General features: G+C 72.7%; 12 protein-coding genes and 1 riboswitch. Of the genes, 7 read left to right on the forward strand and 5 right to left on the reverse strand.

Annotated elements, in window-relative coordinates; all coding sequences use genetic code 11:
* Positions 1–31: 31 nt before the first annotated feature.
* Entirely contained in the window at positions 32–880 is an 849-nt protein-coding gene (otsB, locus tag ABEB00_RS21370; RefSeq protein WP_345621565.1) for a trehalose-phosphatase, read from the forward strand.
* A gap of 152 nt (positions 881–1,032) precedes the next feature.
* Here the strand turns inward: otsB and ABEB00_RS21375 are convergent, their stop codons facing one another.
* Both ABEB00_RS21375 and ABEB00_RS21380 read right to left on the reverse strand, forming a co-directional pair.
* Entirely contained in the window at positions 1,033–2,436 is a 1,404-nt protein-coding gene (locus tag ABEB00_RS21375) for an alpha,alpha-trehalose-phosphate synthase (UDP-forming) (protein WP_345621566.1), read from the reverse strand.
* 77 nt (positions 2,437–2,513) lie between these two features.
* Entirely contained in the window at positions 2,514–3,458 is a 945-nt protein-coding gene (locus ABEB00_RS21380) for a glucosyl-3-phosphoglycerate synthase (protein ID WP_345621713.1), read from the reverse strand.
* 154 nt (positions 3,459–3,612) lie between these two features.
* A riboswitch (SAM riboswitch) is annotated at positions 3,613–3,759 on the forward strand.
* A gap of 18 nt (positions 3,760–3,777) precedes the next feature.
* Here ABEB00_RS21380 and thrC point away from each other — a divergent pair.
* The 6 genes from thrC to ABEB00_RS21410 all read left to right on the forward strand — a co-directional run bounded on the left by thrC (position 3,778) and on the right by ABEB00_RS21410 (position 11,131).
* Positions 3,778–5,121: a threonine synthase gene (gene thrC / locus ABEB00_RS21385; RefSeq protein WP_345621567.1), complete on the forward strand. Its 1,344-nt coding sequence runs from the start codon at positions 3,778–3,780 to the stop codon at positions 5,119–5,121.
* Between the two features lie 51 nt (positions 5,122–5,172).
* The gene (locus tag ABEB00_RS21390; RefSeq protein WP_345621568.1) at positions 5,173–5,448 is read left to right on the forward strand and encodes a MoaD/ThiS family protein; all 276 of its coding nucleotides are present in this window, start codon (positions 5,173–5,175) and stop codon (positions 5,446–5,448) included.
* A 443-nt stretch (positions 5,449–5,891) separates the two neighbouring features.
* A complete protein-coding gene (locus tag ABEB00_RS21395) occupies positions 5,892–6,095 on the forward strand; it encodes a cold-shock protein (protein ID WP_010035953.1) in 204 nt (67 codons plus the stop codon).
* A gap of 398 nt (positions 6,096–6,493) precedes the next feature.
* Positions 6,494–8,119: a chaperonin GroEL gene (gene groL / locus ABEB00_RS21400; RefSeq protein ID WP_345621569.1), complete on the forward strand. Its 1,626-nt coding sequence runs from the start codon at positions 6,494–6,496 to the stop codon at positions 8,117–8,119.
* Between the two features lie 271 nt (positions 8,120–8,390).
* Complete coding sequence (locus ABEB00_RS21405; protein ID WP_345621570.1) at positions 8,391–9,530, forward strand: NADH:flavin oxidoreductase; 1,140 nt, start codon at positions 8,391–8,393, stop codon at positions 9,528–9,530.
* A gap of 65 nt (positions 9,531–9,595) precedes the next feature.
* Positions 9,596–11,131: a carboxylesterase/lipase family protein gene (locus tag ABEB00_RS21410; RefSeq protein WP_345621571.1), complete on the forward strand. Its 1,536-nt coding sequence runs from the start codon at positions 9,596–9,598 to the stop codon at positions 11,129–11,131.
* 42 nt (positions 11,132–11,173) lie between these two features.
* Here the strand turns inward: ABEB00_RS21410 and ABEB00_RS21415 are convergent, their stop codons facing one another.
* The 3 genes from ABEB00_RS21415 to ABEB00_RS21425 form a co-directional block, all read right to left on the reverse strand.
* Complete coding sequence (locus tag ABEB00_RS21415; RefSeq protein ID WP_345621572.1) at positions 11,174–11,641, reverse strand: peptidoglycan-binding domain-containing protein; 468 nt, start codon at positions 11,639–11,641, stop codon at positions 11,174–11,176.
* Between the two features lie 138 nt (positions 11,642–11,779).
* A complete protein-coding gene (locus ABEB00_RS21420; protein ID WP_345621574.1) occupies positions 11,780–12,349 on the reverse strand; it encodes a hypothetical protein in 570 nt (189 codons plus the stop codon).
* On the reverse strand, positions 12,297–13,826 hold the full coding sequence (locus ABEB00_RS21425) for a PTS transporter subunit EIIC (RefSeq protein ID WP_345621575.1): 1,530 nt from the start codon (positions 13,824–13,826) through the stop codon (positions 12,297–12,299). Before ABEB00_RS21425 ends, ABEB00_RS21420 begins: the two co-directional genes overlap by 53 nt.
* Between the last annotated feature and the right edge of the window lie 3 nt (positions 13,827–13,829).

The following is a 13,829-nucleotide window of genomic DNA, read 5'->3' on the forward strand; positions in this document are numbered from 1 at the left end:
GGACCCCGGCCCGCCGGGATAGGTTCGCCGTATGGGCAGCCCAGACACACACGCGACGGACCTCCCCGAACCGGCGACCCCGCAGGGCCGCGAGGGACTCCGGGCGCTACTCGCACACCCCGGCGACACCGTGATCGCGCTGGACTTCGACGGCACCCTCGCGCCGATCGTCGCCGACCCGGAGCAGGCCCGGGCGCACCCCGGCGCCCTGGCCGCGCTCGCCGCGCTCGCGCCGAAGGTGGCCGCCGTCGCGGTCGTCACCGGCCGGCCGGCCGAGGTCGCCGTGGCCTACGGCGGCTTCGCGGGCGCCGCCGGACTGGACCACCTGGTCGTCCTCGGCCACTACGGCGCCGAGCGCTGGGACGCCGCCACCGGCCGCGTCACCACCCCCGATCCGCACCCCGGCGTCGCCGCCGCCCGCGCCGCGCTGCCGGAGATCCTCCGGCCGGTCGAGGGCGCGTGGGTGGAGGACAAGGGGCACGCCGTCGCCGTCCACACCCGCCGCGCCGCCGACCCGCAGGCCGCCTTCGACGCGCTGCGCGCCCCGCTCACCGGCCTCGCCACCGAGAGCGGCCTGATCGTCGAGCCCGGCCGGCTGGTCCTGGAGCTGCGCCCGCCCGGCATGGACAAGGGCGTCGCCCTGGAGAAGTTCGTCACCGAGACCGGCGCCCGCGCGGTCCTCTACGGGGGCGACGACCTCGGCGACCTCCCCGCCTACACCGCCGTGGAGAAGCTCCGCGTCACCGGCACCCCCGGCCTCCTCGTCTGCAGCGGCGGCGACGAGGTCAGCCCGCAGCTCAAGGAGCGCGCCGACGTGGAGGTGGACGGTCCGGCGGGGGTGGTGGCCCTGCTCCACGCCCTGGCGCGACACCTGACCTGAGCCGCGACCGAGCGGGGACCGGACCTGCGGCGGACGACGTCACGGCCGGTCCCCCGCCTTGTCACAGACATGTCCTTTCCTGGCGACACCGGCCACTGCCCGCCCGTCCAGGAGGGGTGAGGTGCGGCGGGCCGCCCGGGGCCGGGTGCGGCTCAGCCCCGCAGCGCCTCCAACTGCTCCAGGAACCAGCGGGCCGGCGGCAGCGCCGTCGCCGCCGCGGCCAGCCGCTTCGCGCGCTCGACGCGCTCGCCGGCCGGCATCACCAGCGCCTCGTGGAGCGCCTCGGCGGTCCGCGTCACGTCGTACGGGTTGACGACGATCGCGTCCTCGCCCAGTTCCTCGAACGCCCCGGCCTCCCGGGAGAGCACCAGCGCGCAGCCCGCGTCGGAGACGACCGGCACCTCCTTGGCGACCAGGTTCATCCCGTCCCGGATCGGGTTGACCAGCGCCACGTCGGCCAGCCGGTACGCCGCCAGCGAGCGGGCGAAGTCGTCCTGGACGTGCAGGACGACCGGCGTCCAGCCGTCCGTCCCGTACTCCGTGTTGATCTCGTCGGCCACCCGCTGGACCTCGGCCGTGTAGTCCCGGTAGACCGCGAGGTCCTGCCGGGACGGGTAGGCGAAGGCGACGTGGACGACCTTCTCGTGCCACTCGGGCCGGTCCGCGAGCAACTGCCGGTAGGCCAGCAGCCCGCGCACGATGTTCTTGGACAGCTCGGTCCGGTCCACCCGGACCACGGTGCGGCGGAGGTTTCCGTCCGGCCCCGAGCCGATCTGCTCGCGCAGCGCCGCCATCCGCTCGTCGACGTCGGCCTCGTGCGACCGCCGGCGCAGGAAGTCCGCGTCCGCGCCGAGACCGTGCACCCCGATCCGGGTGTCGCCGAGCCCGCCCACCAGCGCCTTGCAGCACCCGGTGAACGCGTCCGCCCAGCGGCGGGTGAGGAAACCGAGCCGGTCGGCGCCCAGCATGCCGCGCAGCACCTGCTCGGCGATGTCGTCGGGGAGCATCCGGAAGTACTCCACCGGCGCCCACGGCGTGTGCGAGAAGTGGCCGATCCTGAGGTCCGGGCGCAGCTCGCGGAGCATGCCCGGCACCAGCGTCAGGTGGTAGTCCTGCACGATCGCGACCGCGCCCTCGGCGGCCTCCTCGGCCAGCGCCTCGGCGAAGGCCCGGTTGAACGCCTCGTACGACGCCCACTGCCGGCGGAACTCGGCGTCGAAGACGGGCTCCAGCGGCGTCTGGTACAGCATGTGGTGCACGAACCACAGCACGGAGTTGGCGATGCCGTTGTACGCGTCGGCGTGCACGTCGGCCGGGACGTCCAGCATCCGCACGCCGTCCTCGCCGACCCCGCGCCGCACCGCCTCCCGGTCGCCGTCGGAGAGCGCCGAGCAGACCCACAGCGCGTCCGCGTCCGGCCCGATCGCCGACAGGCCGGAGACGAGCCCGCCCCCGCCCCGTTTCGCGTGCAGCGAACCGTCCTCACGGACCTCGTACGAGACGGGGCCCCGATTGGAGGCCACCAGCACCTGAGCAGCACCGAACGTGGAAGCCATACGCCTCACTCTAGCCCGGCCACGACCAGCTCAAACGTGCGTTCTGCCGGGCGCGGCCGGCGCGTGCGGCACACCGCTCACGCCACCTTCCGCCGCGCGTACTCGGTGATCTCCCGCATCGGCGGCCGCTCCTCGGTGTCCACCGGGAAGGTGTGCGGCACGAAACCGTCCGTACCGCGCTCGAACTGGGTCAGGGAGGGCCGGATCAGATGGCCCCGGGCCAGCCGGAGCTGCGCGGTGCGGTAGATCGCGGCGGCCATCCGGCCCAGCGCCTGTCCGTCCTGGTGCCGGTGCTTGCGCACGCCGACGTCGACCTGGGCGAGCGCGTCGAGGCCCACCAGGTGCAGCGCGTCCACCAGCATCCCCAGCTCCACCCCGTAACCGACCGGGAAGGGCAGCCGCTCCAGGAGCGAGCGGCGGGCCGCGTACTCGCCGCCCAGCGGCTGCACGAAACCGGCCAGCCGCGGCCAGTGCATGTTCAGCAGCGGGCGGGCCATCAGCTCGGTGACCCGGCCGCCCTGCCCGGTCGCACCGGCCAGCGGCCGGTCGTACATGGCCTTGACGAGGTCCACGTCCGGTTCGGTCAGCAGCGGGCCGACGATCCCGGTGACGAAGTCCGAGGAGAACTCGCGCAGGTCCGAGTCGATGAAGCAGACGATGTCACCGCTGGTGACCAGCAGGGAGCGCCACAGCACCTCGCCCTTGCCGGGGACGGCGGGCAGGCGCGGGAGTATCACGTCGCGGTGGACGACCCGGGCGCCCGCCGCCGCGGCCACCTCGGAGGTGCGGTCGGTCGAGCCGGAGTCGACCACGACGATCTCGTCGACCAGCGGGACCCGCCGCATCAGATCGTGGCGCAGGACCGCGACGATGTCGCCGACGGTCGCCTCCTCGTTCAGGGCGGGCAGCACCACGCTGACCGACTGCCCGGTGGCCCGTTTGGCCGCCATGACCTGGTGCAGCGGGCGGTCGGTCACGGACCAGGAGCGTGCGCTGAGCCAGCGCTCGACTTCTTCCAGCACCGTCTGCCTCCTCCCTGAGCGGACCACGGTGACCCACATGTGATCCATCTCGCGCATCGGACGACTGTCTCCACTGTCAGGGCCTTCGGTTACAGTCTTGAACAACAGGCGTGACCATCGCATGTCGGGGTCGACGCCCACCACAACCACATACAGCTCATCCAGAGGGGCAGAGGGACACGGCCCGATGAAGCCCCGGCAACCCTCCAGCCGGTCTTGTCACGTTGACGTGGCGAGGCTCCCGGCTCGGGAAGGTGCCAAATCCGTCTCACGACGAAACGCGTCGTGGGGAAGATGAGGAGAAAGGGCCTCGCCTCACATGGCTGTGCAGACTGTCGCGAACACCACGGGCAACGCGAACACCACGGACACCGCAGACGCCGCGGACACCCTCCACGCCCCCACCGCCTCCCCCGTAGACCTGGGCCCCGCCGCCGCGCTGTCCTGCCGCGAGTGCGGGCACCGCGTCCCGCTCGGCCCGGTCTTCGCCTGCGAGGAGTGTTTCGGCCCGCTGGAGATCGCCTACGACTACTCCTCGTACGACACCGAGGAGCTGCGCCGGCGGATCGAGGCGGGTTCCGCGAACATCTGGCGCTACGCCCCGCTGCTGCCGGTCCCGGCCGACGTGGCGGACAAGCCCAACATCAACCCGGGCTGGACCAAGCTCGTCGCGGCCGACAACCTCGCCCGTGAGCTGGGCGTCGAGGCCGGCAAGCTGTTCGTCAAGGACGACTCCGGCAACCCGACGCACTCCTTCAAGGACCGCGTCGTCGCCCAGGCCCTGGAGGCCGCCCGCGCCTTCGGCTTCACCACCCTGTCCTGCTCCTCCACCGGCAACCTGGCCGGCGCCGTCGGCGCCGCCGCCGCCCGGGCCGGCTTCCGCTCCTGCGTGTTCATCCCGCACGACCTGGAGCAGGGCAAGATCGTCATGGCCGCGGTCTACGGCGGCGAGCTGGTCGGCATCGAGGGCAACTACGACGACGTGAACCGCTTCTGCTCCGAGCTGATCGGCGACCCGGCCGGCGAGGGCTGGGGCTTCGTCAACGTCAACCTGCGGCCGTACTACGCCGAGGGCTCCAAGACCCTGGCGTACGAGATCTGCGAGCAGCTCGGCTGGCGGCTCCCGGACCAGCTCGTGGTGCCGATCGCGTCCGGCTCCCAGCTCACCAAGATCGACAAGGGGCTGCGGGAACTGATCGAGCTGGGGCTCGTCGAGGACAAGCCGTACAAGATCTTCGGCGCCCAGGCCGAGGGCTGCTCGCCGGTCTCCACCGCCTACAAGGCGGGGCACGACGTGGTGCGCCCCCAGAAGCCGGACACCATCGCCAAGTCGCTGGCGATCGGCAACCCGGCCGACGGCCCCTACGTCCTGGACATCGCCCGCCGCACCGGCGGCGCGGTGGAGGACGTCACCGACGAGCAGGTCGTCGACGCGATCAAGCTGCTGGCGCGGACCGAGGGCATCTTCGCGGAGACCGCGGGCGGGGTGACGGTGGGTGTCACGAAGAAGCTCATCGAGGCCGGTCTGCTGGACCCGGCGCTCACCACCGTCGTCCTGAACACCGGTGACGGCCTCAAGACCCTGGACGCGGTGGCGGGCACCGGGCTGACCGCGACGATCCGCCCGAACCTCGACTCGTTCCGCGAGGCCGGTCTCGCGTAGCGGTCGAGCGCCCCGCACCCCCAGACACCCCACCCGACCGGAGGTCTCCACGTGAGCGTCACCGTCCGCATCCCCACCATCCTGCGCACCTACACGGGCGGCACCGCCGAGGTGAGCGCCGAGGGTTCGACCCTCTCCGAGGTCATCACCGACCTGGAGAAGAACCACACCGGCATCGCCGCCCGCGTCCTGGACGACCAGGGCAAGCTCCGTCGCTTCGTCAACGTGTACGTCAACGACGACGACGTCCGCTTCGAGCAGGGCCTGGACACCCCGACCCCCGACGGGGCCGGCGTCTCCATCATCCCGGCCGTCGCCGGCGGCTGACCCGTCCGGGCGATTACCGGCGGTAATCGCACGCGCGCCCGGTTTTCGGAATTGCCCCCTCCGCAAGCGAAGCGGAGGGGGCAATTCCATGTGGTTGAGCGGGGTACAGTTGGGGAACGCGTCGATGATCGCAAGGCCGGAATCACTGAATTTCTGCCGTACACCCGACAAGATGTAGCCAAAGTGTGAGCCCCTTTCGCGCCTCTTGTTCCCTTTATGTGGCCCGACTTGCCCTGAATCTTCACGAATTCCTGGCAGATTACGGACCTCTCCCGTCCAGATTTCTCGTCCGGGTGACCTGTTGCAGACGGCAGTTGGACAGATACATTCAGCCGCGGTCGACGCGTTCCGGCGCACGCCCCGACCGTTCCGGAGAGGGCGAGGTCTGACCCGGATCCGCGAAGTGCGGGTCTGTGCAAGGGCCAGTAATAGGGGAGTTAGGCATGGCTCAGGGCACCGTCAAGTGGTTCAACGCGGAGAAGGGGTACGGCTTCATCGCGGTCGACGGTGGTGCGGATGTTTTCGTCCACTACAGCGCGATCCAGATGGACGGCTACCGCACCCTTGAAGAAGGCCAGCGGGTCGAGTTCGAGATCTCGCAGGGCCAGAAGGGCCCGCAGGCCGACATGGTCCGCGTCTCTGCCTGATACGCGCGACCACCCGCAGCGAACGGTCTTTCTCCGAAGGGCCCGCGCCTCGATCCGGGGCACGGGCCCTTCGGCATGCCCGGATCCCGGGACGTCCCGGGACGTCCCGGGACGTCCCGGGACGCCCCGGGGGCGTCCGGGAGCCCGGCCGGGGCGGTCCGCGAGCCTGTTCGCGGGTGGCTGAGCGGGGGCCCGATCCGGGGGAGGCGCTTGCACTCGCAGGGGGCGAGTGCTAATCATTGGCGTTAGCACTCTGATGGTGAGAGTGACAACGAAGGACCGGGTCGGTGAGGCCCACAGGCCGGGTGGGGAAGGAACCCACAGGCCGGTGAGCCGTCCGTCGCGGGCGCGGGCGCGGTCCGAAGGAATCACCCCCAGTCCTGGAGGGACCACTTCACATGGCCAAGATCATCGCGTTCGACGAGGAGGCGCGGCGCGGCCTCGAGCGCGGCATGAACCAGCTCGCGGACGCCGTGAAGGTGACGCTCGGCCCGAAGGGCCGCAACGTCGTCCTCGAGAAGAAGTGGGGCGCGCCCACGATCACCAACGACGGCGTCTCCATCGCCAAGGAGATCGAGCTCGAGGACCCGTACGAGAAGATCGGCGCCGAGCTGGTCAAGGAAGTCGCCAAGAAGACGGACGACGTCGCCGGCGACGGTACGACCACGGCGACCGTGCTCGCCCAGGCCCTGGTCAAGGAGGGCCTGCGCAACGTAGCCGCCGGCGCCAACCCGATGGCCCTCAAGCGCGGTATCGAGAAGGCCGTCGAGGCCGTCTCCGCCGCCCTGCTGGAGCAGGCGAAGGACGTCGAGACCAAGGAGCAGATCGCCTCCACGGCCTCCATCTCCGCCGCCGACACCCAGATCGGCGAGCTGATCGCCGAGGCCATGGACAAGGTCGGCAAGGAAGGCGTCATCACCGTCGAGGAGTCCCAGACCTTCGGTCTGGAGCTGGAACTCACCGAGGGTATGCGCTTCGACAAGGGCTACATCTCGGCGTACTTCGCCACCGACATGGAGCGTATGGAGGCCGTCCTCGACGACCCGTACATCCTGATCGCCAACTCCAAGGTCTCCAACGTCAAGGACCTGCTCCCGCTCCTGGAGAAGGTCATGCAGTCGGGCAAGCCGCTGCTGATCATCGCCGAGGACGTCGAGGGCGAGGCCCTGTCGACCCTGGTCGTCAACAAGATCCGCGGCACCTTCAAGTCCGTCGCCGTCAAGGCTCCGGGCTTCGGCGACCGCCGCAAGGCCATGCTCGGTGACATCGCCATCCTCACGGGCGGCGAGGTCATCTCCGAGGAGGTCGGTCTCAAGCTGGAGAACGCCTCGATCGACCTGCTGGGCAAGGCGCGCAAGGTCGTCATCACCAAGGACGAGACCACCATCGTCGACGGTGCCGGCTCCGCCGACCAGGTCGCGGGCCGGGTCAACCAGATCCGTGCCGAGATCGAGAACAGCGACTCGGACTACGACCGCGAGAAGCTCCAGGAGCGACTGGCGAAGCTGGCCGGCGGCGTGGCCGTCATCAAGGCCGGCGCCGCCACCGAGGTGGAGCTCAAGGAGCGCAAGCACCGCATCGAGGACGCCGTTCGCAACGCGAAGGCGGCCGTCGAGGAGGGCATCGTCGCCGGTGGCGGCGTGGCCCTGCTCCAGGCCACCCAGGTCTTCGAGAAGCTGGAGCTCACCGGTGACGAGGCGACCGGCGCCAACGCCGTGAAGCTCGCGCTGGAGGCTCCGCTGAAGCAGATCGCCGTCAACGGTGGTCTCGAAGGCGGCGTCGTGGTGGAGAAGGTCCGCAACCTCACCGTCGGCCACGGCCTCAACGCCGCGACCGGTGAGTACGTCGACATGATCGCCGAGGGCATCATCGACCCGGCGAAGGTGACGCGTTCCGCCCTGCAGAACGCGGCCTCCATCGCCGCGCTGTTCCTCACCACCGAGGCCGTCATCGCCGACAAGCCGGAGAAGGCCGCCGCGGCGGGCGCTCCGGGCGGCATGCCGGGCGGTGACATGGACTTCTGATCGACCTCCGGGTTGATCGACCGTCCCGTGTATCCGAGGGCGGCACCCCTGGCCGAGGCCGGGGGTGCCGCCCTCGGGCGTTTCCCGGACCGCCGGACCGCCGGACCGCCGGGCCGAGAGGGGCCGAGAGGGGACGCGCGGGGGTGTGACCCGGGTCACGGTTGCCCGGGGGTCGGAATCGGGTGTCGGGCAGGGGGGTTGGGGAGGGTGTATGCGTGTGCACATACTGCCCGGTACCACCGGACCGCCGAACCGCCGAGGAGCCCCCCACGTGACCAGCACCTCCCCCGAGGCCACCGCCGCCTCCCGCGCCGCCGAGATCCTCTCCCGTCCGATCGCGCTCAACGGCCTCACCGTGCCGAACCGCATCGCGATGGCGCCGATGACCCGTATGTTCTCGCCGGGCGGTGTCCCGGGTGAGGACGTGGTGTCGTACTACGCGCGCCGGGCCGCCGCCGGGGTCGGACTGATCGTGACGGAGGGGACGTACGTCGGTCATCCCTCCGCCGGGCAGAGCGACCGCGTGCCGCGGTTCCACGGCGAGGAGCAGCTCGCGGGCTGGGCGAAGGCCGCCGACGCGGTGCACGCGGCGGGCGGCACCATCGTGCCGCAGCTCTGGCACATCGGGACGGTGCGCGAGGACGGGCAGGACCCGTTCCCCGACGCCCCCTCGGTCGGCCCCTCCGGCCTGCGCCTCGGCCAGGACGAGCCGAGTGCGAAGGCGATGACCCAGGGCGACATCGACGACGTCGTCGCCGCGTTCGCCCAGGCCGCCGCCGACGCCGAGCGCATCGGGTTCGACGGCGTGGAGATCCACGGCGCCCACGGCTACCTCGTGGACCAGTTCCTGTGGGCCGGCACCAACCGCCGCGACGACGCCTACGGCGGCGACCCCGTGGCCCGTACGAAGTTCGCCGCGGAGATCGTGGCCGCGGTGCGGGAGAAGGTCTCCGCCGAGTTCCCCGTCATCTTCCGCTTCTCGCAGTGGAAGCAGGAGGCCTACCGCGCCCGGCTCGCCGAGACCCCGCAGGAGCTGGAGGCGATCCTCGCCCCGCTCGCCGCGGCCGGCGTCGACGCCTTCCACGCCTCCACCCGCCGCTACTGGCGCCCGGAGTTCGACGGCTCCGACCTCAACCTCGCCGGCTGGACGAAGAAGCTGACCGGCCGGCCCGTCATCACGGTCGGTTCGGTCGGCCTGGACGGCGGTGACTTCCTGAAGTCCTTCCAGGGCGAGGGCGCCGGCGTCGCCGCCCTCGACGACCTCCTGGACCGGATGGAACGCGAGGAGTTCGACCTCGTCGCGATCGGCCGCGCGCTGCTCCAGGACCCCGAGTGGGCGGCCAAGGTCCTCTCCGGCCGCTTCGACGAGCTGACCCCGTACGACCCGGCGGCGGCACAGACCCTCAGCTGAGCCCGGATCGCACCACCGCGTAGGGTCCGTTGGATCACGAACCGGCGTCCAGCGAGGAGTGACCGATGACGGAGCACGAGAACCCCGCACCCGTGGTGCGTACCGCCGCCGGCGCGGTGCGCGGACGCCGGGAGGACGGCCTGGCCGTCTTCCGCGGCATCCCGTTCGCCGCGCCGCCGGTCGGCCCGGCCCGGTTCGCCGCACCGCGCCCGGCCGAGCCCTGGGACGGCGTACGGGAGGCGTACGCCTTCGGTCCGCCGCCCCCGCAGGACCTCGGCCTGGCCGGTCAGACCGTCCCGCCGCGCGCCTCGGCGGGCGAGGACTGGCTGACCGTCAACGTGTGGACGCCCGACGCCGATCCCGCCGCGCGCCGCCCGGTGATGGTGTGGATCCACGGCGGTGCCTACAAGCTCGGCCACGGCGGCAGCCCCGGCTACGACGCCCGGCACATCGCCGCCGACGGCGACCTCGTCGTCGTCACCCTCAACTACCGCCTGGGCATGGAGGGCTTCGCCCACATCGAGGGCGCGCCCGCCAACCGCGGGCTGCTCGACCAGGTGGCCGCGCTGGAGTGGGTACGGGACAACATCGCCGGGTTCGGCGGCGACCCGGACCAGGTCACCGTGTTCGGCGAGTCGGCCGGTGCCGGGTCGATCGCCTCGCTGCTGGCCATGGACCGGGCCGCCGGGCTGCTGCGGCGGGCGATCGTCCAGAGCGTGCCGGGCACGTTCTTCTCCGACGCGCTCGCCCGGGACATCGGCACCGCCCTCGCCGCCGAGGCGGGCCTGCGCCCGACCGTCGCCGACCTGTCGGCCGTGGCCCCGGACCGGCTGGTCGAGGCGGGCCGGACGCTGGCCGCGAAGATGCCCCGGTACGTGGACCGCTGGGGGCAGGCCGCGCCGACGGTGACGCCGTACTCGCCGGTCGTGGACGGTGAGGTGCTGCCCACCGCGCCCTGGCAGGCGCTGGCGGCCGGGGCGTCGGCCGGCGTCGACCTGGTCGCCGGGCACAACCGGGACGAGTTCCGCCTCTTCATCGCCATGGCCGGACAGTTGGGGAAGATCACCGACGAGCGGGCGGCGGCCGCGCTGCGGCTGTACGCCCCCGGCCCGGACGGCGAGACCGGCTACCGCGCCGCCTTTCCCGACGCGAGCGCCGGCGAGCTGTACGAGCGGGTCCAGAGCGACTGGCTGTTCGCCGCGCCGACGATGAAGCTGGCCGAGGCCCACCTCGCGGGCGGCGGCCGGGCGCACGCCTACGAGCTGACCTGGCCGGCCCCGGGCAACGGCGGTGTCCTGGGCGCCTGCCACGGCCTCGACCTGCCGCTGCTCTTCGGCACCTTCGACGCCGACCTCGGCATACTGCTCTTCGACGGGGCGGCGCCCACCCCGGTGGCCCAGGAGCTGTCCGCCCGCTTCCGCGCGTCCTGGACGGCGTTCGCGAGGACCGGTGACCCGGGCTGGCCCGCCTACGACACCGAACGGCGCCTGGTGCGGGTACTGGACGCGGAGCCGGCCGTCGTGCCGTACCCCGAGGAGACGGCACGGGGCCTGTGGGCGAAGCACGAGTTCGGGGCGCTGCCGCTCCTCCAGCGCCCCTGAGGCTCGTCCCCGGCGCCGTCGCGCGAGCGCGGCCGGAGCGGATCAGTAGGCGCCGGCGGCCCAGTCGGCGAACTTCTTGAACGCCGCCTGGGTCCCGGACCCGGCGATGCCGTCGATCGCGCCGTTGTAGCCGTACGGCGACTGGCTCAGCTTGCGCTGCAACGCCTTGACCGTGTTGGACCCGGGGATGCCGTCGATCGCGCCGCCGTAGCCCCAGTCCGCCTTGAGGTGCCGCTGGAACGCCTTCCAACTGTTGCTGCCGAGCTGCCCGTCGATCGAGTCGTTGTAGCTCCAGCGCGCCGCCAGCCAGCGCTGGACGCCCTTGGCCTGGCTGGAGCTGAGGCCGAAGTTGTGCACCGCGAGCACGCCGGCCTCGCCGGTCACCACGGTCTGCGGGGCACCCGTGCCGGGTGCGGCGGCGCCGGCGGTCGCGCCCGCGAGGCTCCCGGCGGCGATACCCGCCGCGGCGACGACGGCGACGGCGGTCCGTTTCAGGGTGGTCGAGCGCATGGTTCCCCCTATGGGTCATGGAGCGGCTTGTGGTGTGACGCCGCCGGTCCCGCTCCGGGCGTTCCGGCGAGCACACGCTGACATGACGGCGCGCTCACCGGAACCTGGAAAGTTATAGGGCCACCCCCGGCGGGAACCTCAGATGCCGCCCATCGGCTCGATGTCCACCCGCACCGGTGTGCCCCACACCCGCAGCACCTCGTAGTCGGTGAACTCGTGGACCAGCCGGTAGGCCATCGCCTGGCGGGGGCCGCGCCGCTGCGCGCTGAGGTACAGCTCCGCCTCGCGGCGGTCGCGGCGCGGGGTGCCGCAGAGCTGCCACTCCTGCCCGTTCCACAGCTCCGGCAGCCAGCGCTGCTGCGGCTGGGGACGGTCGGCGCGCACCCCGTAGCGGGACTGGACCGGCTCGACGGGGCCGGTGCGGACCGGGCCGCCGCCGTACTCGGCGCGGCGGGCGGAGCGGCGGCGGGTCTCGCACAGCAGGCACAGGTCGGGCGCGGACTTGTCGACCGGCCCGTTGGGATGTTCGGGGCAGCGGGTGCTGGGCGCGGTCGTCGAGACGCTCTCGTCCAGCAGGGCCAGGGCGCGGCGCAGGTCCGCCCCGACCTCGTGCAGCTTGGTGTCGGGGGTGTCGCCGGCCAGCGCCTCGCCGTGCTCACCGAGAAGACGCAGGGCGCGGCCCAGGGCGGTTAGCTGGGCGTGGTTCATGCTCCTCAGAATCGCACACGGCACCGACAGCGCCGGTCCCGAGCAGCCCGCCGAAGAGGTAGGTCGCCGCGAAGCCGACCGCGTACCCGGTCAGCAGTCCGCCGCCGTACACCCCGGCCGTCACCGCGAGGCCCGCGTCGCCCGCGAGGAGGGGGAACAGGGCCCAGCCCGACGGGCCGATCGCCGTCGACCCGACCTCCGTGCCGAGCATCGCGAAGAACCCGACGAAGGCGCCGCCGGCCGCGCCGCCCACGCAGGCGGTCAGGAACGGGCGGCCGAGCGGCAGCGAGACGCCGTAGATCAGTGGCTCGCCCACGCCGAGCAGGCCCGCCGGGAGCGCCGACCTGATGGTGGCCCGCAGGGTGGTGTCGTGGCGCATCCGGACGTACACCGCCGCCGCCGCGCCGACCTGGCCGGCGCCGGCCATGGCGAGGAGCGGCAGCAGGACGGTGTGGCCCTGCTGCTCGATCAGGGTGGTGTGCAGGGGGATCAGGGCCTGGTGCAGGCCCAGCATCACCAGGGGCAGGAAGAGTCCGCCGAGGAGCAGTCCGGCGAAGGCGCCGGTCGTGGCGAGCAGCCAGGTGGCCGCCGTGCCGGTCGCGGCCGCGATCTCACCGGCCGGGTACATCAGGACGTAGAGGGTGGCCAGGCCCGGGACCAGCACGGTGAGGGTCGGGGTGAGCAGGACGTCCGCGGTGCCGGGGAGGCGGGCGCGGCACCACTTCTCCACGTACGTGCCGAGCAGCGCCGCGGCCAGCGCGCCGAGGACGCCGCCCTGTCCCGGGGCGAGCGCGGAGCCGAACACCGTCACCTTCGCCACGCCCGGGTAGACGACGACGGAGGCGACCGCGCCGCCCAGTACCGGGGTGCCGCCGAACTCCTTCGCCGTGTTGTAGCCGACGAACACCGCGATCAGCGCCATGAAGGCGGCGGCGAGCGCGGCGAGCGCGGGCGTGAGGCCGGGAAGCAGGCCGAGGTTGGTGAGCAGGCCGCCGACCCCGGCGATGATGCCGCAGCCGATCAGAGCGGGGATGAGGGGCACGAAGATGCCCGCGACGCGGCGCAGGGCGGTCTTCAGCGGGGTGGCGGCGCGCCGCTTCTGCCGCGCCTTCAGCTCCGCGCCGCGCCGGGCCAGGACCTCGGCCGTCCCGCCGCCCGCACCCGCGCCGCCCGCACCCGCGCCGCCGGTCCCGCCCGCGCCGCCGGTCCCGCCGTCGTCGGCGGCCGCCAGCAGCCCCTCGAACGCCGCCGTCACCCGGCCGACCACCCCGGGCCCCAGCACCACCTGGTACGACGCGCCGTCCTCGACCACGCCGAGCACGCCGGGCAGGGCCCGCAGCTCCGCCTCCCGCACCCGGGACCGGTCCGCCAGGACCAGGCGCAGGCGGGTCACGCAGTGGGCGACGGAGACGACGTTCGCGGGGCCGCCGACCAGGGGGAGGAGGGCGGCGGCCGCGGAGCGGGGGTCGGGGCGCATCCC

The sequence above is a fragment of the Streptomyces ziwulingensis genome, assembly GCF_039542605.1.
In the GTDB taxonomy this organism is placed as follows: Bacteria; Actinomycetota; Actinomycetes; order Streptomycetales; family Streptomycetaceae; genus Streptomyces; species Streptomyces ziwulingensis.